The sequence below is a fragment of the Bacteroidia bacterium genome (genome assembly GCA_033391075.1).
Classification (GTDB): Bacteria; Bacteroidota; Bacteroidia; order J057; family J057; genus JAWPMV01.
In genome coordinates this window covers 17,957-42,240 of record JAWPMV010000002.1, presented here as the reverse complement: position 1 = coordinate 42,240, position 24,284 = coordinate 17,957, and the positions used below count along the sequence as shown (strand labels likewise).

Annotated in this window: 17 protein-coding genes; 10 read left to right on the top strand and 7 right to left on the bottom strand. The window is 40.0% G+C overall.

Annotated features, from left to right (window positions below; translation table 11 throughout):
• Positions 1 to 10: 10 nt before the first annotated feature.
• From R8P61_32570 to R8P61_32555, 4 genes are all read right to left on the bottom strand, one after another.
• On the bottom strand, positions 11 to 1,264 hold the full coding sequence (locus R8P61_32570; protein MDW3651858.1) for a hypothetical protein: 1,254 nt from the start codon (positions 1,262 to 1,264) through the stop codon (positions 11 to 13).
• The gene (locus tag R8P61_32565) at positions 1,257 to 1,820 is read right to left on the bottom strand and encodes an RNA polymerase sigma factor (GenBank protein MDW3651857.1); all 564 of its coding nucleotides are present in this window, start codon (positions 1,818 to 1,820) and stop codon (positions 1,257 to 1,259) included. The genes R8P61_32570 and R8P61_32565 overlap by 8 nt, the downstream gene beginning before the upstream one ends.
• Before the next feature lie 88 nt (positions 1,821 to 1,908).
• Positions 1,909 to 2,835, bottom strand: coding sequence for a glycosyltransferase family 2 protein (locus tag R8P61_32560; protein MDW3651856.1), 927 nt, complete (start codon positions 2,833 to 2,835; stop codon positions 1,909 to 1,911).
• Between the two features lie 9 nt (positions 2,836 to 2,844).
• Positions 2,845 to 4,023 carry a class I SAM-dependent methyltransferase gene (locus tag R8P61_32555; GenBank protein MDW3651855.1) on the bottom strand — a complete coding sequence of 393 codons (1,179 nt, stop codon included), beginning with the start codon at positions 4,021 to 4,023 and terminating at the stop codon, positions 2,845 to 2,847.
• A 347-nt stretch (positions 4,024 to 4,370) separates the two neighbouring features.
• On the opposite strand from R8P61_32555, the gene R8P61_32550 reads away from it, so the two are divergent.
• From R8P61_32550 to R8P61_32515, 8 genes are all read left to right on the top strand, one after another.
• Positions 4,371 to 5,471, top strand: a complete 1,101-nt coding sequence (locus R8P61_32550) for a class I SAM-dependent methyltransferase (GenBank protein ID MDW3651854.1) — start codon at positions 4,371 to 4,373, stop codon at positions 5,469 to 5,471.
• A gap of 649 nt (positions 5,472 to 6,120) precedes the next feature.
• Positions 6,121 to 9,792 carry an efflux RND transporter permease subunit gene (locus tag R8P61_32545; GenBank protein ID MDW3651853.1) on the top strand — a complete coding sequence of 1,224 codons (3,672 nt, stop codon included), beginning with the start codon at positions 6,121 to 6,123 and terminating at the stop codon, positions 9,790 to 9,792.
• Positions 9,789 to 11,033, top strand: coding sequence for a TolC family protein (locus R8P61_32540; protein ID MDW3651852.1), 1,245 nt, complete (start codon positions 9,789 to 9,791; stop codon positions 11,031 to 11,033). The genes R8P61_32545 and R8P61_32540 overlap by 4 nt, the downstream gene beginning before the upstream one ends.
• 15 nt (positions 11,034 to 11,048) lie before the next feature.
• Positions 11,049 to 12,851 carry an efflux RND transporter periplasmic adaptor subunit gene (locus tag R8P61_32535; protein ID MDW3651851.1) on the top strand — a complete coding sequence of 601 codons (1,803 nt, stop codon included), beginning with the start codon at positions 11,049 to 11,051 and terminating at the stop codon, positions 12,849 to 12,851.
• A gap of 132 nt (positions 12,852 to 12,983) precedes the next feature.
• Positions 12,984 to 13,430, top strand: a complete 447-nt coding sequence (locus tag R8P61_32530; GenBank protein MDW3651850.1) for a DUF3347 domain-containing protein — start codon at positions 12,984 to 12,986, stop codon at positions 13,428 to 13,430.
• A gap of 99 nt (positions 13,431 to 13,529) precedes the next feature.
• Positions 13,530 to 14,126: a DUF2911 domain-containing protein gene (locus tag R8P61_32525; GenBank protein MDW3651849.1), complete on the top strand. Its 597-nt coding sequence runs from the start codon at positions 13,530 to 13,532 to the stop codon at positions 14,124 to 14,126.
• 68 nt (positions 14,127 to 14,194) lie between these two features.
• Positions 14,195 to 16,450 carry a multicopper oxidase domain-containing protein gene (locus R8P61_32520; GenBank protein ID MDW3651848.1) on the top strand — a complete coding sequence of 752 codons (2,256 nt, stop codon included), beginning with the start codon at positions 14,195 to 14,197 and terminating at the stop codon, positions 16,448 to 16,450.
• A 44-nt stretch (positions 16,451 to 16,494) separates the two neighbouring features.
• Positions 16,495 to 18,510 (top strand): copper-translocating P-type ATPase, encoded by a 2,016-nt coding sequence (locus R8P61_32515; protein ID MDW3651847.1) that lies wholly within the window; start codon positions 16,495 to 16,497, stop codon positions 18,508 to 18,510.
• Between the two features lie 144 nt (positions 18,511 to 18,654).
• Here the strand turns inward: R8P61_32515 and R8P61_32510 are convergent, their stop codons facing one another.
• Entirely contained in the window at positions 18,655 to 19,857 is a 1,203-nt protein-coding gene (locus R8P61_32510; GenBank protein MDW3651846.1) for a hypothetical protein, read from the bottom strand.
• Between the two features lie 991 nt (positions 19,858 to 20,848).
• Between R8P61_32510 and R8P61_32505 the strand changes: the two genes are divergently transcribed.
• Entirely contained in the window at positions 20,849 to 21,436 is a 588-nt protein-coding gene (locus R8P61_32505; GenBank protein ID MDW3651845.1) for an AraC family transcriptional regulator, read from the top strand.
• A 143-nt stretch (positions 21,437 to 21,579) separates the two neighbouring features.
• Positions 21,580 to 22,320: a cation transporter gene (locus R8P61_32500; protein MDW3651844.1), complete on the top strand. Its 741-nt coding sequence runs from the start codon at positions 21,580 to 21,582 to the stop codon at positions 22,318 to 22,320.
• Between the two features lie 32 nt (positions 22,321 to 22,352).
• Here R8P61_32500 and R8P61_32495 read toward each other — a convergent pair whose 3' ends face one another.
• Both R8P61_32495 and R8P61_32490 read right to left on the bottom strand, forming a co-directional pair.
• Complete coding sequence (locus tag R8P61_32495; GenBank protein ID MDW3651843.1) at positions 22,353 to 23,672, bottom strand: hypothetical protein; 1,320 nt, start codon at positions 23,670 to 23,672, stop codon at positions 22,353 to 22,355.
• On the bottom strand, positions 23,665 to 24,228 hold the full coding sequence (locus R8P61_32490) for a sigma-70 family RNA polymerase sigma factor (protein ID MDW3651842.1): 564 nt from the start codon (positions 24,226 to 24,228) through the stop codon (positions 23,665 to 23,667). Before R8P61_32490 ends, R8P61_32495 begins: the two co-directional genes overlap by 8 nt.
• Between the last annotated feature and the right edge of the window lie 56 nt (positions 24,229 to 24,284).

Genomic DNA, 24,284 nt, shown 5'->3' with positions numbered 1-24,284 from the left:
ATATTAATGATTAGGGATGCAATCTGTATGATCCCTTTAAGCCCCAGATACTATAAATTCTGCCTTCTAAACCTTGCGGCTTCCAATCTCTTTTTAGAAAAATTTCTATTTCCCCTATGTTTTTCCGTAGTCTAATTTTATTCCCGAAGGCTGCGTAAAACCCTCCAAAAGAAAAGGATGGATCATGAAACTTCATATTCCGTATAAGCCTGCTCTCTCCCTTAGTGAATTCGTATTCAAATTTTTGGTTTAAAAACCATCTCCCATAGATACCTCCTTCAACAAAAACCCTTGAATTATTTAGAACTTTTAGATCATATCTAATCCCAAGGGGTATTTCGAAAGTTTGAGAAGTTGACATTACCTCATGCAAGCTTCTTATAGACTGATCTTCTGAAATAGCAGGATAGGTCTTAATTAATTGATTTATCGCTCCAGGAAGATCATGATCATCGATTTTATAGGAAAGCGGGAGATAAGAAATAGCTGTATGAAGATTCAACTGATCTGACAATTGAAATTCCAGATCAACCCCCAAGGTAAATCCAGGAACTGTTTTACTCTTATCCGTACTGATTCTAGGAAGTCCAATGAAAAAACCAGGTCTGAGGCTCAATTTTGGTAATTGTAATCTTTTTGAATGTTTATTATCAGCAATAGCATCTTTGGGTGTATTCACTAATTCTTTAGGAACTGCACTATTTTTGACCTCCTTAGCAGTAGGAGCTAAACTATCTATGCTCATCGACCTAGATTGTGTTTTTAGATTTTCTCTACCTTCTGTTTTGGTTATATACGAGGCGCTTTTCTCTAACTCAATTTTTTCCTTTGGTAAAAGTTCTTCCTTAATATGATTGCTTGTTTTAGATAAAAAAGTTTCTCTATTTTCTGGTTTCGTCAAAGGGTTAAGGGTTTCCCCTGATGGTAAGTCTGTATTTATAGCAATGGTCAATGGAGTAGCAGCGGCAATATAGATCGTGTCATTAGTGCTTTTTATATCTCCATTCTCTATGACTTTGTCCATAAGTTGCTCGATTCTAGCATTACCTTTTAGCAAAAAACCTATGAGGATAAGGTTGGATAAAAGTAAAAGAATGATGGTCGAATAAAGAAATTGTTTGGAACTAATCAAGACTCTCCCTGCTGATTTATTGATATGAGAGAGGGCAAGGGATAATCTTTCCCAATTTTGCTCATCAAAGCGTGAGTCTTCGAATGATTCAAATCGCTCTTTAAGCCTGCGATCTATGTTTTGTTCATCCATAATGTTCAATTCTTTCAGGATATATCTTACTGAGCAATATCCTTAAGCGGGCTTTCGCTTTGGAGAGATTGCCCTTTGATGTGCTTACCTCTATGCCAAGTTTATCTGCAATCTCTTTGTGCGAATGACCCTCGATGACATATAAATTAAATACCATCCTATATGCCGGACTCAGTTTTTGGATCAACGCTATTATTTCCTCCTCATTTAGCTTATCGAGAATGGTGTAAGAATCTTTCTCAGAAAAAGCATAGGCAATCTCCAGGGTTTGAAATCGGTTTTTCTGTTTCCTAAAGTTATCAATAGAGGTATTTATCAGAACACGACGAAACCAGGGTCGGAAAACTTTTATTTTTTCTTTGGACTGTAGTTTTACAAAGACCTTTAAGAAACTGTCATTAACAACCTCCATCGCATCTTCTCTGGTGCTACAGAACCTAAGTGCAACTCCCATCGCATAACGATAATAGTGTGCATAGAGATTTCTTTGAGCAGATAAATCTCCCTTTCGACAAGCACCTATTAAAGATTCAGCTAATTTTTGATCTTGATCCAAGATTTTAGACTCTTTTACTAGCCTAGTCGTATTTTTATTGGAAAAAGCTTCCAATAGATTTTTTTATGTAAGAAATATTTGGTTTTGTTTAAACCAGCTTCTTTACATATAGGAATTTGGAGATCTTGGTTCCCATTAAAGTGAAGATCATCGAAAAAAGTTTGTATTTATTAAAGCCAGGAATCTCTGCCAGTTTTTGTGCATATCCCTGACTTCCTTCCTTGTCCTTCACCAGATGTAGGAAAAACCACCCATAAAAGGATCGCATGAGAAATTCCTTTAAGTTGTATTTTTTGGTAACTTTCCAATAGAAGTCTTCATGCAATAAAACACTGTATAATTGGACTTTTCGCTTGATATTTCTCTGATGGCTTTCATTAGTCATAGAGATTCTATATAAGGGGTCGATCTCTGTAGAATATATTCTGTGGGCTTCGTGTAAGTAATACCGTTTGGCTATCGCATCAATTTGGTACCAAAAAGAATCTTCATATCCTATCAAATCAACATTCAACCGCTTATTTCCTAATAATTCGGTTTTGGTAATTCCGTAAAATTCACCGGAGCAATTTTTCACAATCTTTTCTAAGTCCAGGAATTGGCTTTCATACAATCCGTACCCTGAAAAGCCCCTGGTTGAGCTGTCAATACAATTACATGTTACCGCAGTGATAGTCGGATCAATATTTTGGGGAATCTTGAGAAGGGTTTCAAAAGCACTAGGAAGAAGTACATCATCATCTGGTAACAAAGTAAACCACTCCCCCTGAATTTGATCAAAAGCAAAGTTAAATCCAGCTGCAGCACCCTTGTTTTCAGATATAGTGAAATACCTAATCTTCTCATTGTCCAGATAGGGAGCCAAAACTGCGCTCGTATTATCAGTAGATCCGTTGTTGACCAATATGATTTCAAAATCTTGATAGGTTTGTGCAAGGATGCTATCTACAGCCCGTCGTACAATTTGGCTACGATTATAGGTAACTACAAGTATGCTTATTGTAGGCGTATTCATACGTATATTTTAATTAAGAACCCAAAATTCTGCATGTAATCCAAGTCTCGAAGCATGGTTTTTTATCTCCAATTCATAGGTAGGGTTATTAATAATGATCAAATCCGGTTTAATCGCAGAGAGCTCTTCAGGGCTGATTACAGTATGTCCTGATCCTGGCATAAATTTCCCATGCCTCAGGGGATTGATATCGACAACATATTGGATAGTTTTATCAACTGGGTACATATTTAAGAATGCAAGCCCTCTAGCTCCTGCGCCCCACATGACAACTTTAACGCTTTTCGTTCCAATTGTTGCTACTCTTTTTCTATTTTCTTCTGTGATTTTTTCAACACTATTTTGAAATGATTGAACCTCATTTGAAAACAACACAAGGTCTTTTTTAAATACCGCATCCACCTTAAAAGCTGCTTGCGCAAGCCTGACTTCAATTGCCAAAAATTCGTCCTTCCAACAAGGAACTACGTCTAATACTTCAAACCCGCAATGTTCAAAAATATGGACGAGTGAAGCGGGGGCAAACCACGATTTGTGTTCATAGACAACATTCCAAACAACTTTTTCTCCAAATGTGTAATGTGCATTGGGAACTTCAAAATAAAGTACACAATCAGGAGTATTCTTTAGATTTTTTCTGATTGTCTTGAGAAATCCTATGGGGTCAGGAACAGCATTTAATACATGGCGACAAAACAAGAAATCAGGTCTAAGATCCTGGTGTTTTTCGGAATAGTACTCGCGAATAAAGTTTACAGAAAAAGTAGAATGTTTTTCTGCTTTAAGTTCAAACCCAGGATCTATGCCAATACCATCATTATCCCCGAGTAAACAAAGTGATTTGAGAAAATAGCCATCCCCAGAACCCACTTCCAAAATTGTCTTGTTGTATATATGATGCTTTTTCACCAGTCTAGATACGATCCTATCAAGATAAGAGGCAAAGGAGGGAGAATGAAAGACAGAAAAATCATAAGAATCAAAATTCGTTTTTCCCCGGTCATAACTTACGTTTTCTACATATCCACAAGAATAGCAATACACCAGATCAATATTCCCTATGGGGCTACTTTTGGCTTCCTTGAGGGTTTCAGAAAGACGCCCATCTTGAGTAGGTACCTGAGAGAGTGAGTACAGTTCGGTTGTATCATGACTTTGACATACAGAGCATAAATGATTAAGACTCATTTTTCGACTTTAAACTTAACGTGAATAATTAACCTTAACTGAATAAAGGCTGTAGATGGGCAATCAAAAAGAAAGACTCATTAGGCTAAGTCGTAGAAGTTTCTCTAAAGGTTTCCAGCACAATAAAAAAATTATGAAGAGGTGGAAGCCTTTTCTGGAAATAGTACGTCTAGGCTATTATCTGGCTTATTCTAGTCCTGCGCCTGTGGTTGTATTAATATTTAACCCCTAGTCTATTAAATGCTATACATATGATTGTAGAACACAATGAATTGAAAATTGCCACGAAACACCTTTGCTCATTATGTGGAGAAAAAGAGGCCGAGAACTTTTTTGAAATCCCAAAGATGCCAACGCAAGATGGGATTTTTGCATCCTCAGTGGAAAAAGCCCACAAGGCCTTAAAAGGAGATATTATCCTTTCGTATTGCGACCATTGTGGCTATATCTGCAATGAGGGCCATAGTCATGAAAATATCCAGTTTGATTCTTATGATTTTTCTTTAGCCAAGTCGCCTTCATTTCAAGCCTATGTAGAGGAGGCAACCAATAGACTCATAAATAAATATGATCTGAGAGAAAAGCAAATTCTTGACGTTGGATGTGGAGAGGGTTATTTCCTGAGTCAAATTTGTCAAAAGGGTGGGAATGCTGGCATTGGTATAGATCCTGGTTTCAATCACGAGAATCTTATTGGAGAGAAAAATGATAAGGTTTCTTTTATACGAGATTATTATTCAAAATCGTATGCACATCTACAAGCCGATTTTGTCATATGTAGGTTAGTTGTAGATCTACTGAATGATCCTTTTGATTTTCTGAAAAGCATGCGCTCAAATTTAGAAACTCAGCGGGACACGATTGTTTACTTTGAAGTGCCTAATACCGACTTCAATTTAGACGAACTCTGTATTTGGAACCTGGTCTATGAACACAAATCCTGGTATACCCCAGAAAGTTTGAGGTATTTCTTTGAGCTTTGTGGATTTGAAGTATTGGATATCTATCCTTGCTGGAAAAATGAATTTTTGGCTATCGAAGCTAAGCCCAGAGAATTGTCAATACCAGCTGTCCCTAAGATTAGGCAGGAACTAAAGAATAAAGCCCTAAAGATTGCCGAGGCTTTAGAAGAGATCAAGATGAGCTCTACCAAGCGTATCAAAACACTTACAGAAGAAGGAAAAAAAGTTGTTGCCTGGGGGGCGGGTGCCAGAGCGGTTTCTTTCTTCAACTTATTTGAAGTTAATGATTTGATAAAAGTAATCGTAGATATTAATGAAAAGCGACAGGGAAAATATTTACCAGGCAGTGGCCAATTGGTGGTCGCACCTGAGCATATAGTTGCAGAGAATCCTGATTTGGTTCTCATTACTAATCCTACCTATGCAGAAGAAATTAAATCCCAAGCCAGAGAATTGGGATTAGATCCTGAATTCTGGGTGCTGTAGTTTTGCGCAAAATCATGCAACTATTTCCCAAAAATGTATAACAGTTTTTTTTGAAATATCAGTTCCTTTGTATGAGATAAAAATCCTTGCTTAGAAAAATTATACATATCATCCTGACAATTTGCATATTACTTAGCTCTGTGGGCTTTGTAGTGCAAAAACATTATTGCCAGAATGAACTGAAACATAGTTCCTTTCTGTTCAAATTAGACAGTTGTGACAAGAAAAAAGCAAAGAAGGATTCTTGTCCTATGCATACAAAAGATCCTTCTCACCAAAAGGATAATTCAACCTCACCTGAAAAAGACTGCTGCGAAGATACTGTTGAGGTATTGAAGCCAGAACAGGACTTACAAGCCAAGACCTCTATTACCCAGCTTGAAATAGATCCTCTGCTTCTTGGGTTCATAGCAATAGTTCTTAAGCTAATCTTACCCGAAGACCACAAGTTTTCCCACCCTCACCAAAACTACAAACCCCCGCTCCTTGTTTGCGACCTCATATCGAGCTTGCAAACTTTTCTTTGTTAATGAAATCATTTTCAGCTTCGGCGACTTGGTGTGAAAACATCAAGGTGGCCTATTTCTATTGAGCATGTTTAAGAAAAATCCGTTTTCAAAAGTGTGTAAACCTAAACTGAATTTGACTTATGTTAGCTAAATATATTCGCTTTTTCCTGGAAAATAAGCTGGTCGCCTGGCTTCTCCTCCTAGTTTTTGTAGGATGGGGACTCGCTACCGCTCCCTTTGATTTTGGAATAGGGAATTTACCACGTGATCCCGTAGCGGTTGATGCCATCCCTGATATAGGAGAAAACCAACAAATTGTCTTCACCAAATGGATGGGACGATCTCCTCAGGACATGGAAGATCAGATATCCTATCCTTTAACTACCGCTTTGTTAGGAATACCTGGGGTGAAAAGTATTCGATCCAATTCGATGTTTGGTTTCTCTAGTATTTACATCATTTTCAATGATGATGTAGATTTTTATTGGAGCCGGAGTCGTATTCTGGAAAAACTCAATTCCCTTCCTGCCAACCTTCTACCAGGAGGCGTACAACCAACCCTTGGTCCTGATGCAACAGCTTTAGGGCAAATATATTGGTACACCTTAGAAGGGAGAGACAGCACAGGAAACCCGACAGGAGGTTGGAATCCACAAGAGTTAAGAACCATACAGGACTTTTATGTACGCTACGGACTTTCATCTGCTGAAGGAGTATCCGAGGTAGCCTCTATTGGAGGATATGTTAAGGAGTATCAGGTGGATGTGGACCCAGATGCGATGAAAACTTATGGTATCACTTTGGATCAGGTGATGCGAGCGATCAAGGGGAGTAACCTTGATGTTGGCGCACAAACCATCGAAATTAATCTGGCAGAGTATTTCGTTCGAGGCTTGGGTTATGTAAAGCAGATTGAAGACATCGAAAAAAGTGTCATTCGATCTGAAAATAATGTCCCTATCCATGTGGGTGATATTGCCAATGTGCACCTTGGACCAGCCACACGCAGAGGAGTGTTAGACAAATCAGGAGCAGAAGCCGTTGGTGGCGTAATCGTCGCAAGATATGGAGCCAATCCACTCGAAGTTATCCAAAATGTGAAGCGGCAAATAGCCGAAATAGAACCTGGTTTGCCAGCAAAAACCTTAGCAAATGGGACGATTTCACAAGTAAAAATAGTGCCTTTTTATGATCGGACAGAACTCATCCAAGAAACTATTGGTACGCTTCAAGAAGCCCTAACGCTGGAAATCCTCATTACGGTCATTGTGGTGATCTTAATGCTCCTCAATCTTAAGTCTTCCTTTTTAGTGAGCAGTACCCTTCCCATCGCAATACTGATGTGTTTTATCGCCATGCGCTATTTAGGAGTGGATGCCAATATCGTAGCCTTGTCAGGAATCGCAATTGCCATCGGAACCATGGTTGACATGGGAATTGTTATGGCAGAAAGCATGGTGAAGCGCATGGAAGAGGCGCCAGAAGGAGAAAACCTCCTAACTACCATCTATGAAGCTACCGTAGAAGTTGCTTCGGCTATCATTACGGCGGTAGCAACTACGGTCATCAGTTTCTTGCCTGTGTTTACGATGGAGGCAGCAGAAGGAAAATTGTTCAAACCATTGGCCTATACTAAGACCTTTGCTTTGGTGGCCTCTATCATTGTGGCTATTACCATCCTTCCACCTCTGGCTCATTCCCTTTTTTCCATTCGGATCCGGCAAAAAAGTATCCGATATATACTTAATAGCATCCTATTTCTGGTAGGTATTATCCTGACTCTTTATCACCCCTTAACCTGGCTCATTAGTTTGATTGGGATAATGGGAATAGCTGGATTATGGATTAGGGATAATAGGAATGGTCTCGTTTCACTCTTCAACTGGTTGCAACCGGTTATTTACGCGGTCATCGTAGCTTTTCTACTTACCCGTGTTTGGATGCCCCTTGGTGTTAGCAAATCCCTGCTGACTAACTTTATGTTTGTCAGTTCTATTATCGGATTATTAATCGGGACTTTCTATGTCATTATACATTTTTATGAACGCATCCTTCGCTTTTTACTAAAATATAAATTCATTTTCCTAAGCCTCGTTGGGTTGCTGATCTATCAAGGGTATTTGGTTCTTCAACAGACTGGAGAGGAATTTATGCCCGCCCTGGATGAGGGTTCTTTCCTGCTGATGCCTACTGCAATGCCTCATGCAGGCATGCAAGAAAATATCAAGAATCTACGCTTACTGGATATGGCAGTAACAGCTATTCCCGAAGTTGAAACCGTTGTAGGTAAGGCCGGACGGGTAGAAAGTGCCCTCGATCCTGCCCCCATGTCTATGTACGAGAATGTCATTCTCTACAAATCAGAGTACAAAACAGATGAACAAGGCCATCGAATTCGCTTCGCTTATGATGCGGAAGCGGGGGAATACCAGCAAGATGCAAATAGAGAACTAATCCCTGATCCAAATGGGCAATATTTTCGGCAATGGAGAGACCATATTCAAAGTCCAGATGATATTTGGGAGGAAATCGTCAAATCAACGCGGCTTCCAGGTATTACTTCTGCTCCTAAATTACAGCCTATACAGACAAGGTTGGTGATGCTGCAAACGGGTATGCGCGCACCCATGGGCATCAAAGTTCGCGGCCCAGACCTTAGAGCGATTGAAGCTTTCGGGCTAGAATTGGAACAAGAACTGAAAGAAGTAGAAGGAGTCAAAGACGCAGCAGTCTTCGCTGATCGTATTGTGGGCAAGCCTTATCTGCTTTTGGATATTGATCGTGATGCGATTAGCAGACACGGCTTAAGGATCGAAGATGTCCAACGCTATATTCAGGCTGCCATAGGGGGAATGAATATGACCACTACAGTGGAAGGCCGGGAACGCTATGCCATTCGAATTCGCTATCCCCGAGAGTTAAGAGATGATCCGGAAGTATTGCAGCGAGTGCTACTCCCTTCTTCTAATGGCGGACAAATTCCGCTTGGGGAGCTGGTAAAAATTAAATACAAACAAGGGCCACAATCCATCAAAAGTGAAGATGGTTTTCTTATCGGATATGTTCTCTTTGATCGCGAAGATGGCTATTCGGAAGTGGAAGTTGTGAATCAAGCTCAAAGCTACCTTGAAGGTCAAATTGAAGTAGGGGCACTTGAAGTTCCTGCAGGTATTAGTTATCGATTTGCTGGAAACTATGAGCAGCAGGTACGAGCCAGCAAACGATTGGCCCTCGTGGTCCCGATTGCCTTAGGCTTAATTTTTCTCATACTCTATTTCCAATTTAGCTCAGTAATTACTTCGCTAATGGTTTTTACTGGGGTCTTTATCGCCTTTTCAGGAGGGTTCCTGATGATCGGCTTGTATGACCAGCCCTGGTTCCTGGATTTTACACTATTTGGAACCAATCTACGTGACTTATTTCAGGTTGAAACTATCAATCTAAGCGTTGCCGTATGGGTTGGATTCCTTGCCTTATTTGGCATTGCAACAGATGATGGGGTACTCGTCGCAACATTTCTAAGAGATAGTTTCCGCAGCAATAATCCCAGCGATATCGCCGAAATACGGGATGCAGTAGTTGCTGGAGGTATGCGCCGTGTTCGTCCTGCCATGATGACAACGGCAACTACCATCCTGGCCTTGCTTCCGATTTTAACTTCAACTGGAAGAGGTGCGGACATCATGTTACCGATGGCTATCCCCTCCTTTGGAGGGATGGTCCTACAAAGCCTGACTATGTTTACGGTTCCTGTTCTTTACTCCCTTTGGCAGGAATGGCAATTCAATGTTGAACAAAGAAAAAAATCATGAGGAAGATAATCATACATATCCTGTTGGCTTTGAACATCATTTTGGTTTTTACTCAAAAAGCCGACGCTCAAAGTCCGGATGAATTATTACAAATGGCCGTAGTAGTCAATCAGGAGTTAAAAGCCCTGAAAAAAGAGTATCACGCTGCTTTGGAAAAGGCTCCTCAGATGAGTCAGTTGCTGAATCCAGAAATTGGAGTGGGGGCCTTTATTCTACCGGTGGAAACCCGGCTTGGACCACAACGAGGGAGAATAGGTATTACACAAATGTTCCCATGGTTTGGAACCTTAAAAGCACAAGAGGATTGGGCCATTACTCTAGCCAGGGCAAAGTTTGAACGAATTGCAGCGACAGAGTTGGAACTCAGATATCGCATTTCTCAGGCCTACTTTGTTTTATATGAATTACAAGCTTCACAGGTCATCATTCAGCGGAATATTGCGCTGTTTGAATCTCTGAAAGAATTGGCTGAGGTAAAGGTATCTAGTGGCAAAGCGAGCCTGGCGGATGTTTTGCGACTTGATCTGAAGATAGATGAACTTACTCAAAGGCTTCAAGTACTGGAGAATCGCAAACGAAAGCCTCTGGCAGAAATCAACCAGATTCTTCAGCGAAACTTAGACGCCCAGGTTCTAGTACCTGATAGTCTCTCCCTTGCTGAGCTGAAAATCTCACAAGATACCCTGATAGCTAAAATACGTTCTTCTCACCCTATAATTAGAATATTCGAGCTTCAGCAAGAAGCATCCCAGGCGGCTATCCAGGTAAATAAATTCCAGGGGAAACCTTCCTTTGGGATCGGGGCAGACTACATCAATACCGGGCAAAGGAGCGATGCTTTTCCTAGCAATAATGGAAGGGATGCTTTTCAGATCCGAGCCACTATTTCTATTCCGCTTTACAGGAAAAAATATCAGGCGAAAGACCGCGAAGAGCGGTTCCGCATAGAAGCTATTGAAGCTCAAAAACAGGAAACTATAAGCCTATTTGAGGCTATGATTGAAAAGGCTTATGCTGACTATGAAGATACTCGTCTTGATCTGGGACTCTACCAGCAACAAATCCAAACGACACAATCCGCCATTCAAATTCTGGAAGCTGATTATACAAGCCAGTCTCGAAGTTTTGATGAACTCTTACAATTGGAAGTGTCTCTGAACGAATATGAGCTTCGTCAGCTCCAGGCTGTGGTGAGAAGCCATCTTTCTAAAGCAGGAATCGAGCGGTATTTACCTTATTAACTAAAATGATAAATCATGAATAAACGATTGAATCAATATAAAACACATCTTATTATTGCAGGCTTATTCCTTGCTGTTGCATTAGGTCTGGGCTTGGGGTACTTGATTTTTCAGCCCTCTCCAGTCCCTATGCCTGAAGGAGATTTAGCTCATGTTCATGAAGCTGAAGAAACCATTTGGACCTGCTCCATGCACCCGCAGATTCGTCAGAATGAGCCAGGAAGTTGTCCCATTTGTGGAATGGAGCTCATTCCATTGGAGGAAAATACTTCATCGGATCCGCTTATTCTAGAAATGACGACAGGAGCAGTCAAACTTGCCCAAATAGAAACGACTGTAATTGGAAAAAGTGGAACGGCAGAAAAAATACTAAGTCTTTCTGGAAAAATCCAGGAGGATGAACGTTTGGCTGCCAGTCAGGTGGCCCATATTCCTGGCCGCATTGAAAAGCTCTTTGTGTCATTCGAAGGGGAATACGTTAGGCGAGGACAGAAAATAGCTAAGCTCTATTCTCCGGAACTTATTACTGCCCAACAGGAGCTGATCCAGGCAAATAAACTCAAAGACAGAAACCCCGGCCTGCTTACTTCCGCAAAACAAAAACTGGCATATTGGAAGCTTTCAGAGGCTCAAATTACTGCAATGGAAGCAAGTGATTCCATACAGGAGACCTTTGACATCTATGCAGATGCTTCAGGTGTAGTAACAACTCGACGGGTTTCGGTAGGAGACTATGTAAAACAAGGCGGGGTACTGTTTGATTTGGTCAATCTGAACCGGGTCTGGGTATTGTTTGATGCCTATGAGGAAGATCTTGCTCAAATTAAGCTAGGAGATGACATTCGCTTTACCACACCATCAGTTCCCGGAAAAGCCTTTACGACTCATATCACTTTTATTGATCCGGTCATCAATCCTAGAACCCGAGTTGCCTCCATTAGAGGAGAAGTATCAAATGCCAATCGGACTCTTAAACCCGAAATGTTTGTTAGAGGTGAGCTGCTTTCCTCTTCTTCAGAAAAAGAGCAACTACTCCTCCCTAAATCTGCAGTCCTATGGACAGGAAAGCGTTCAGTAGTCTACGTGCAAGTACCTAATATGAATGTTCCTTCTTTCCGCTATCAGGAAGTTGAACTAGGAGAAAGAGTGGGAAGCAGTTATCTCGTCAAGAATGGCCTTCAAGCTGGAGATGAAGTAGTTAGCTATGGCAGTTTTTCTATTGATGCCGCAGCCCAGCTTAATAATCAGCAAAGCATGATGAACCGCCTGGTAGGAAATGCTGAAGATAAGGTTTCCGATTTACCTGATTTCACAACCCTCACCTCTCCTATGTTCAAGGACCAATTATCCGAACTTTTAGCTGCTTATTTCCCATTGAAAGATGCTTTGATTCAGTCCAATGCCCAAGTTGCCATGAAACAAGCTCAGATATTTCTTTCAGGATTGGAGAACATTGACATGAGCCTGGTAAAAGGAGAAATCCATGCCTACTGGATGCAACAGGCCAAAGCCCTAAAGAATCATGCTGGAAACATTGTCTCTGGTGAAGAACTAGCTGAGCAGCGTAATCAATTCAGTTTTCTTTCCTCAGGACTTATTGAAGCCGTGCAGGTACTGGGAATAAAAGGGGATACGGTATTTATTCAACACTGTCCGATGGCCATGAATAATCAAGGAGCAAACTGGCTAAGTCTGCAAGAGGAAATTCGAAACCCTTATTTCGGGGATAAAATGCTCTCTTGCGGCTCAGTTACACAGCAATTGCCTGCCCTTTTTCAAAAATCAGAAACTAATCCAAATCAATTTCATAATCATTAATTCAAAGAACTCATGACTTATTTCAAATCGTTAAACTTAAGCATTTTTGTAATTCTTCTAGCTTTATCTCTTTTCGCTTGTACTGGTGAGAGCCAAAGCCAGAATCAGGACCAAGCAGAACATGCAAATCACATGAAACCTGCTGCTCAAACAGAAGTTTCAGCTTCTGATATGGATATTCCTAAAGAACAAGTTCAGAAGATTCTGAAGGCCTATCTTCAGGTAAAGGATGCGCTTGTTCAGACAAATGGAGAAACGGCTAGCCAAGCCGCAACTCAACTTGTCGAGGCTCTGGGAAATGAGGAGGATGAACTCCTTAAAAAAATCCGTTTCGATGCAGAACATATAGCCGAAACACAAGATCCTGCTCACCAAAGAGACCATTTCAATACGCTTTCAGACAATGTTTATGCAATAACCAAGGCTACTCAGGCCAATGAATCAACCCTCTATCGCCAGTATTGTCCCATGGCCTTTAACAACAAAGGAGCCTATTGGCTGGCATCTGAAAAGGAAGTGAATAATCCTTATTTCGGTGATAAAATGTTGCATTGTGGAAAGGTAGAAGATGAGCTATAAGTTTCATAAAGAATTTTTCCAATGGAGTCGAATTGAGAATTATCAAATGCAACTAGTTAGTACTCCAACAACATTATGTCAACAAATAAAAACTACATTATGAAATCCTATATCATTATTACATGGATTGCGATGCTACTACTGATTTCCTGTCAAAATCAAAATCGACAAGAACAAAAAGATCAGCATCATCACGAGCCTGCTGTACAAGCAGAAACCCTTCCTGAGAATACAAAGAAAAGTATTCCAAAAGAAGCCCATGGTCAGGTGGGGAATGTTCACGTTTCAATTTCCTACTACTCTCCGGGCGTAAGAGGAAGGATTATCTATGGCGGCCTTGTGCCATTTGGAGAGGTATGGGTGACCGGTGCTCATAGTGCTACTAAAGTTAGCTTTTCTGAAAACATCGAGATAGAGGGTACGTCAATTCCCAAAGGCGATTATGCCATTTTTACTATTCCTGGAGAAGAAAAATGGACCTTTATCCTCAATAAAAACTGGGAACAACATCTGGCTGATGATTATAAGCAGGAAGAAGATGTGATCCGTGTAGAATTGACACCAGAAGTTGACCTTCCGATAGCAGAAAGGCTCATTTACAACATTGAGGATAAAGGAAATGGTAAAGGAATAATTAAAATCCAATGGGAAAAGAGATCAATATCATTACCCTTTGAAGAAATTATAGCCCATTAGTTCTTGGGTACGAAAACAAATCAAAACATATGAAATTACTTCCCATAGCTTTGTACATTTTATGGGTCATGATTATTGGGTATAACTCATTGATTGGCCAAACGGACACAACAAGCTATCATCTTAGCATAGATCAAAAAAGTATAAATATCACAGGTAAAGCCGTAATGGGAATGGCTATAAATGGCCAGATCCCAGGACCAACTCTTCGATTTACAGAAGGAGATTATGCTGTTATCTATGTAAAAAACGAACTTGACGAAGAAACTTCCATTCATTGGCATGGGCTTCTTTTACCTAACTTTTATGATGGGGTTCCTTATTTGACCACTCCACCGATCTTGCCGGGAAAAACCCAGAAATATGAATTCCCCATCAGACAGTCTGGTACTTATTGGTACCATTCGCATACCATGCTACAAGAACAAAGCGGAGTATATGGCTCAATTGTTATTGAACCGAAAGAAAAAACCCTGGATTATGACAAAGAACAAGTTCTCCTTCTCTCTGACTGGACCAACGAAAATCCAGCTTCGGTACTACGCTTTCTCAAGAGAGGCACAGAATGGTATAATCTTAGAAAAGGTACTGCGACCCCATTGAATCAAGTCATCGCAAGGGGTGCTTTAGGTGCTCAAATGAATTTTTGGAGACAACGAATGGAATCAGCAGATATCGCAGACATTTACTATCCTGCCTTTCTGGCAAATGGAGCTATCAGTCGTCATTATACCGATTTTGAACCAGGAGAAAAAGTCCGTTTGCGAATCATCAATGGAGCTGCTTCCACCTCTTTCTGGATGACTTTTGGAGGAGAAGATCCTCTTTTGGTTTCCTCAGATGGTCTGGATGTAGTGCCTGTCCATAAGAACAAAACTTTCATTGGTGTTGCAGAAACTTATGATTTCATTCTCACCATTCCAGATGATGGCATGGTTGAATTTCGCACTATGGCCCAGGATGGCTCTGGAACTACCTTCACTTATTTTGGGAAAGGGGACACTTTATTTGCCCCCGTTGTACCTCGTCCAGACAAAATAGCCATGATGCAACAGATGGCGAAAATGGATATGCGAATGGGCGCTCCAGCAATAAAGTTTAAACCCAAACAGGATGATCCCTATAAAATGAAGAAAAAGTGGGGGATGAAAATGGGCGAAATGAAAGAAATGGATCATTCTCAAATGAATCCTAAGAAAAAGCCGGAGATGCCTGCGATGAATATGCCGAAAGATACCATGCCAATGGATAGCATGAAGCATCCGGGAATGGGCATGGAGAAAAGTGACAAAATGCAAGGGATGGGAATGAATATGTTCTCCGACTATAATTACGACTATTTAAAGTCACCTGAAAAAACAGTCTATGATCAGGGTACACCCACAAAGGAAGTCTTACTCAACTTAACCGGAAATATGCAGCGATATATCTGGAGCATGAATGGTATTCCACTTTCAGAAACGGATAAAATCAAAATTAAAGAAGGAGAAATTACCCGGATCACCTTTAATAACCTCACCATGATGCACCACCCCATGCACCTACATGGCCATTTTTTTCGGGTAATCAATAAAAACGGAGAATATTCCCCGCTGAAGCATACCGTCAATGTTCCGCCCATGCAAAAAGTAACCATAGAAGTTTATGGGGATGAATACGGAGACTGGTTTTTTCACTGCCACATTCTCTATCACATGATGGGAGGTATGGCACGGGTATTTAGCTATGATACTCCTAGAGATCCTCGAATGAGACCTTATCCTCTTGCCAAACTGGTACATGAAACCAATCGCCAATATACATGGGGAACATGGGATATCGCTTCACAGATGACTTCTCTCAACTTAGTTTCCTCAACTATTCGCAATCAATTCAACCTGTCAGCAGAATATGGCTATAATCAAAACATAGAAGCAGAATTTACCTACGAAAGATACCTCTATGATTATTTCAGGGTATTTGGAGGGGTCAATTTAGAAAATTCAACCAGTGGTAGTTTAGATACTTTACAAGCTGTAGCAGTGGTAGGAATTCGCTGGTTTACCCCTTATATGTTTGAGTTAGATATGCGAGTAGATCATCTACTACGGCCCAGGATCAGCATTGGTAGATCCCTCATGATTTTTCGCAGGTTTTCGATTTCCGGCTACTATGAATATCAAGCAGATTTTGGGTTAACCACAGAGCTACAAAACGGAAAATCCCTGAAAGGTGAAATTGTCTGGAATGCAGGAGCCGAATTCATATTATCTAAAAACTTTTCCTTTACAGGGCTATATGATAACCGCTTTGGAGGCGGAGGGGGATTGAGCCTTCGATTTTAGCCCGATTCGTGTACAGACTAAAACACTCTTATAATTAAAAAAAAATGAAAACTCCTCATGAAAATCATCATCAGTCACACAATCATAAAGGACAAACCCAAAAGACTCAACATCACGATCATCACAAAATGATGATTGAAGATTTCAAAAAACGGTTCTGGGTTTCGCTTTTTTTGACACTCCCCATTCTCCTCCTTTCGCCCATGATCCAAACTTGGGTAGGATTGGAATGGGAATTTCCCGGAGATAAATATGTTCTTTTCGGCCTTTCATCCTTGATATTTTTCTACGGGGGCTGGCCCTTCCTCAAAGGAATGCTAGATGAATTAAAGGGAAAGTCTCCCGGCATGATGACCCTTATCGCCATCGCCATTATGGTCGCCTATGGCTACAGTACCGCGGTGGTATTTGGTCTGGAAGGAAAAACCTTCTTCTGGGAACTTGCTACCCTCATTGATGTTATGCTCGTCGGCCACTGGATCGAGATGCAATCAGTCTTGGGGGCATCACAAGCCTTAGAAAAACTAGCCGAACTCATGCCGGACGAAGCCCATCTGGTTCATGAAGATCATGTCATGGACGTACCCGTAGCAGATCTCAAAAAAGGAGATGTTATCCTGATCAAGCCTGGTGAAAAAATCCCTGCCGATGGAATCATTATCGAAGGAGAAAGTAGCTTAAACGAAAGCATGCTGACGGGAGAAAGTAAACCTGTCAGCAAGTCAAAGGGAGATCAAGTGATTGGCGGAAGTGTCAATGGTAAAGGCTCGTTGAAAGTAGAAGTATCAGGCACAAGTGATGAAGGCTATCTCTCCAAAGTCATCAACATGGTCAAAGAAGCCCAGGGGAAGAAATCCAAAACCCAAAAACTAGCGGACAAAGCTGCTTTTTGGCTGACCCTTGTTTCGCTCAGCGTAGGTTTTGGTACCTTAACTGTTTGGTTACTATTAGGCCATGAGTTTTCCTTTGCCCTGGAACGTATGGTAACAGTCATGGTCATCTCTTGTCCGCATGCGCTCGGATTGGCCATCCCACTGGTTACAGCCATTTCTACGGCCATTTCTGCCCAGAATGGCCTATTGATCCGCAACAGGACAGCTTTTGAAAATGCAAGAAAGATTGACACCCTTGTTTTTGACAAAACCGGAACCCTCACGACCGGGGAGTTTGGGGTCAATCGCATCATCAGTGTAAAAGAAAACATAGGTGAAGTAGAGCTTCTCCGTTTAGCCAGTGCGCTGGAAGCTAACTCTGAACATCCTATTGCAGAAGGCATAATGGAGAAAGTACAAACAGAGAATATCCAGATTCCGGAAGCCAAGGATTTTCAGTCCATTACCGGCAAAGGTGTGGAAGCAAGTGTTGAAGGTAAAGATGTAAAGGTCGTTAGTCCTGGCTACCTGAAGGAAAAAGGAATTCCTACACCTGATGTGGCAAAAAATGATGGAAGTGAGACCATTGTCTTTGTGTTGGTCGAGGATGAATTAGCAGGACTTATATCGTTAGCAGACCAGATACGCCCGGAAAGTCAAGAAGCCATTCAGACCCTACACGACAACAAAATCAGAACAGTCATGCTGACTGGAGATAATGAAGCAGTCGCGAGAAAGGTCAGTCAGGAATTAAACATGGATGACTTTTTCGCTGAAGTCTTACCCAATCAAAAACTTGATAAAGTTAAGGAACTCCAGCAAAAAGGTGCTTTTGTTGCTATGACGGGCGACGGGGTGAATGATGCTCCTGCCTTAGCACAGGCTGATGTGGGAGTAGCTATTGGCAGTGGTACCGATGTTGCGGCTGAAACTGCTGACATAATCTTAGTAAACAGCAATCCCAAAGACATAAGCAACATGATCCTTTTTGGGAAAGCCACCTACAAGAAAATGATCCAAAATCTGATTTGGGCTACTGCTTACAACGTGGTCGCTATTCCTTTAGCGGCTGGTGTACTTTATCAATGGGGGATCATGATTTCCCCAGCTATTGGTGCAGCTTTCATGAGCCTCAGTACTGTCATTGTAGCTATTAACGCTCAATTGCTAAAAAAAGAGTTAGGATGAAAAATTAAGCAGCATTGTCATCATACGGTTATTATGCATTAGCTGTGAATTCACATGATGCTCACAATTTCCAAAATATATCTACCAGTTAAAACTTAATAGAGGTCCGACCTCCTCTATCCGTGGCCGGACCTTTAACACTTTTCACTTCTCCTGAAAAGACTCCCACAAAACCACTTCAGGCACTTCGGAATCTTGGGTCCAGGCGAGATAAATCTTATCGGACTGATTGATCATGATTGGAAAACCGCTTGCTCTTTCTCCGCTGATTCCTCCAACTACCTGAGGTGCTGATAGGGGCCCACCTGGATAAATTGACCTCATCATTATCTTTGCCTTCTTATCGTCGCTTCGCTCCATCCAGCTTACATACACATATCTTTCATTAGTCCAGACAATATCTACCCTACCAATAGGATTTCCAGCATCGATACGGATAGCTGAGTCAAAATGCTCACCACCATCATGAGAAAAGGCAATTTTTACTTTTGGAGTATCATTTGCAACTGTAAACCATGTAACCGCAACTTCGTTCCCTTTGGCTGCCACAGCAGGTCCATTTACAGGGCAACCATTTATTTCCCAATTGTCTGAGGCAACTGGAGCAGGTTCTAACCATGCTCCTTTCTTATATATGCTGCGGTATATGTCCCGGATTTCCCCTTCGGATCGATCCCGATATACAACGATGGCTCCGGTCGAGGTAGCTGCTGCATCCGTTTGACAGCAATCACAGGTTCGCCCATCAAGTTGAGTTTCTTCATAAAAGTTACCCGAAGGATCTACTTTTGCTGAGCGAAGGCTCATTTCCTCTTTTCCGGAAGTGTATTTTCTTCCATCAAGCCAAACCATAGCCATACCTTCTTCTTTTATTGAAAAGAAACTAACAAATCCGTGCTCGGTTTGAGAAGTATCCGTATATGGCTGCCCTAAGTCCGTAAAATGCATCTCTTTGGGGCCTTTTTGAGAAACTTCTACCCCATAGGCATAGGTCCCATTTCCTGTTTTTTCCAAATGATGCATATACATACTGCCATCTGCGCCTACATGTATTTCTGGAAAATCAGCCCAATTGACAAACCAGTCCGTCCCTTTGGCAGCTGTCATCACCTCGCTCCAGTTTTCTCCATCCCTAAAAGCAAGTTTGAGGAAACTACTGTCTTCGCGTTCTTCCAGCCAGGACATATATAATTTACCGTCTTTTTCAAAAAGATATGGAAATTCACTACCCTTTGGAGCTGGGGTTTCAACTCCACGAAAATGAAGGGGGACAAATTTGATGTCCGGCTTGTTTTCTGCACAACCGAGTACACACAAAAGGAAAAAATAAGTAGCAAGTTTCCGCATAGGATTATTTTTGAAAAGTTAATATAATGATTCATTGATTAAGCATACATTTTTTAGAGGTCTTAAACTTGGAATTGTAGAGGATAGCCAATTAAGGCGTATGCTTATGAATTTGTTTAGGGATAGATCGCTGCTTATGAGACCGTATTTAAATTTGGACAAGAGACCGATGCATTTACGATAGAACTAGAGAATATATATTTGCTTGAAAAATTACAGAATAAGAAAAATCGATTTTCTTGATTTAGAAAATACTTTTAATTGGCAGATTGAATAATCCAAGTTTGTGTAATTGAATAATTATATTGCCTTCTCATTTTAATACTTTTCGGAAAATAATCTTCCGAATGGTATTGTAAGCTAGGTTTTTATACTCAAGGTGTATGATATCCAATGCTTCCTTTGATTTGAACTCTTGTGACCTCAGCTTTCTATATTTCTCCCTAATCACGAAGTTTCTAAGCCCATTAGCATCTATCAGGTTCAATTCGGAAAGCTGTTCAAAAACATTATCCTTCATTAAGGATCTCAAGGGATTTTCTCTATTTTTTTTATGTTGAGGTTCCAAAATCTATGGCTATTAATTCAATTTTACAATCATGTGCATTTCATGACCCAAATACTTAGGGGATATGGCTACTGTAATATTCACACCACCATTATTGACTAATAATAATTTCAAATTCATTATGAGTTTGAGCTATTATTCATGGCTCTTCTTATTCTAAACAACAATGAATTAAAGTCTAAGTCGTATAATTGCTCTCTGAGGCTGCCTTCCTTTCATAATATTTCAACTATTTAAGACGAAAATGCTCAATTTATATGCTCAGCGATTTTTATTAGTATAATTGGTAATGAAGGACTTATACCTTATGGTTAGGCTTGTTTTAGTGAGGCTTTACTCTTTTAAAATATAACCTGAAATTAATCCCGATTTTTGAGTGAAACATATATAATAGTATACAATAAAAACTTTCTTTAACTAATTATGAATCAACCTACAGTTCTATCGATAAAAAACATGGTTTGCCAGCGTTGTATCCGAGTTGTGAAGGAAGAGTTGAAAATATTAGGCTTTGAACCAGACCATATTGAATTAGGAAAAGTCGTCCTAAAAAAAGAGTTGACCAAAGAAGAAGAAAACTGCATTAAACAAGCTTTGCAGGAGAGTGGATTTGAATTGCTTGGAGATAAGCAAAGTGAAACAATAGAAGCGGTAAAAAGGCTTGTAATTGAAGTTATTCACCATGAAAAGGAAAAGCCCGAGTATCAGAATTTTTCAGATTTCCTATCAAAAGAATTAGGAATAAATTATCATCATTTGACTAAGTTATTTTCTATGAAGGAGGGAATTACCATAGAAAAATATATTGCACTCCAGAAAATTGAGCGTGTCAAGGAATTTTTGGTTTACGGAGAGCTAAACATTGGAGAAATCGCCTTTGATCTCGGATATAGTAGTACTGCACATTTATCAGGACAATTCAAAAAAATTACAGGTCTTTCCCCATCTGCTTTTAGAAAACTAATTAAACCTGGACGAAAATCATTGGATGAAGTAAATCCCAAAAACTGATTGAAAGTATGTCCGCTTCTTTTTGTATAAATAAGACCTACTCCTGATACCTCCTAGACAAGGTTTTGGAAACATTAACCAAAATAATGTAAAGGTAATATCAACCTCAACAGGGATATTTGTAATAAATAATAAGAAGTATCATGATTCAAACTTATGAGATATCAGGGATGACCTGTAATAGTTGTGTAAAGCATGTACATCAGGCTTTGGAAGCAATATCTGGGATTAACGAAGTAAGGGTAGATTTATCAAGGGGTGAAGCCAGGATTGGAATGAACTCCCATGTAAAAACTGAGAAATTACAGAAAGCGCTGGATCAAGCAGGCAATTATACCATAAGCGAACTTCATTCGCCTATCATAGCAGAAACAGTTTCTTTATCAGAGGATATTCAAGTAAACAATTACAAAAGATTATTTCCCTTGTTTCTGATATTTGCCTACCTGATTTTAGGGGTGGGGCTAAGCCAGTTTGTGGCGGGAGAATGGAATAGCCAAACAGCTATGAAACATTTTATGGGGGGCTTTTTCCTCGTATTCTCCTTTTTTAAATTGTTGGATATAAAAGGCTTTGCTTATGCTTTCGCTGGCTATGATCCTATCGCAAAACGGTGGTTGGGATATGCATTTGTGTATCCATTTATAGAATTAAGTTTGGGGATAGCCTATTTGGGGGGAGCGAACCTTTTTTTGACAAATATTATCACACTCGTGATTATAGGAATAGGAACAGTAGGAGTAAGCCAGGCCTTGCTGCGGAAAAATGAAATTCAATGTGCCTGCCTGGGAACGGTTTTCAACTTACCCATGACAAAGGTAACGCTAACAGAAAACTCTTTAATGATTATTATGGCTTTGCTAATGTTATCAACTCTGCCTTAATTCAAATATTAATACTCCGAACTTCAGGAAATTTATCTGGAAGGAACCAGGCGAACAGCTCCTTTAATCCCCCAAAACGAAAATTTTCGCCCCTCAGAACCTTGTGGAATCAAGTCCTGCCTGTAGAATAGACTTAACTCAGCCATAGATTTATTCGTAAGCCTGAATCGACTGCCAATAGACGTGTAAATTCCCCCAAAATTGAAGTTGTTATTCCGGATCTCAGTTTCTTTAATAAACCGATCTTCCGATATAGAGTATTCGTATTCAAAGAATTGTTTTAAAAACAATTTTCCATAGATACCTCCATCGATGAATGGTTGCAAATGTTCTCCCTTATTCAATTCATAACGAACCCCTATAGGAAATTCCAAAGTTCGCGCATCTGCAAAAATCTCGTGTAAATTTCTGATTGATTGATCTTCTGAAATAGCAGGATACGTGCTTAATAGTTCGTTAAGCTCTTCTGGACGTCCATGGTCATCTATCTTATAAGAAAGAAAGACATGGGTTGTTCCTGTATAGAGATGGAACCTATCTGATAATGCTATTTCTAAATCTAAGCCGAATTCATAACCAGGTTCTGCTTTACTTATATCAGTGCTTATTCGCGGTAAGCCAACAAAGATTCCAGGTCTTAGAATTTCGACAAACTTTTTCTTATCGTTTTTTAGAAATTGGGATTGACCCTTATTATCCATATGGAAAGTAGATACGAGAAAAGAGGCATTAAGAGGGTTTTGAAGTTCCACTGTATTAAGGATATTCGAAGAAACCAAATCCAATATGGAACCCGGAAGGTACGCATCATTATTTGAAATCAAGCTCTGGCCTCCAGATTGAGTTTCAGATATAACCACAGCATCTTCATTTTTTAAGCTATTCCCAATTTTTGGTTCGTTTATAACTCCTTCTAATTTATTTTTTTCGTTACCATCAACTGGTTCTTTATGAACTAATGGTCCAGGTAAATGGACATTTAAATCTAGATTCTCTTCTTTATTTTCACGGTCATCGTTCTTGACAATCTCATTTGAAGATTTAGCTGAAGCGGAGTCTTCATTCTTCAGAGTAGGTGTATGATTCCCGTTTGTATTACTTTGAACCGCTACTAAATCTTCGATTTGCTTGTTTTGTTTTAACAGAAAGCCAATAAGAATCAGATTAGAAAAAAGAAGCAGAGCAACACCCATCTTTAACATATTGGGTGAAAAATAAAAAGGGCTCTTGGGTGCGTCTGACAATGTGCCAAGTGTACGGGATAATTTTTCCCAGTTTTCCTCATCATAGGTAGGATCTTCATAAACCTCAAATCTATCTCGGAGCCTACTCTCTATATTTTGTTCATCCATATTGTTCAAATCTTTCTGGGGCTAGCTGGGGGAGAAGTTTCCTCAGACTTGCTTTAGCCTTACTCAAGTTAGCTTTAGAGGTACTTACTGCAATACCGAGCTTCTTAGATATTTCTTTATGAGAATATCCTTCCAATACAAATAAATTGAATACAATTCGATATCCTGGACTAAGTCGTTGGATAAAATTAATGATTTCCTGTTCTGAAAGATAATCTAAAATTGAATATGAATCCTTATTAGATGAAGCATACACAATTTCAACTGTTTTTATTTTGTTTTTCTCTTTTCTGAACCGATCGACCGAAGTGTTTATCAAAATCCGTCTCAACCAAGCTTTGAATGAAGTTACCTGACTTCCTTTTTGCAACTGAACAAATACTTTTAAAAATCCATCATTAAGTATTTCCATTGCTTCCTCCCGAGAACCACTATATCGCAGAGCTATACCCATAGCATATCCATAATAGAGTTTATATAAACTTTCCTGTGAAGTTTTATCACCTAGTTTACATCCTTTGATTAGGGCCTCAATATTCGATTGATCTGTACTCACATTCTATATAGTTTGTTAAAAGTCTCCATAATTTATGAAACGTGAACTGAAATAAA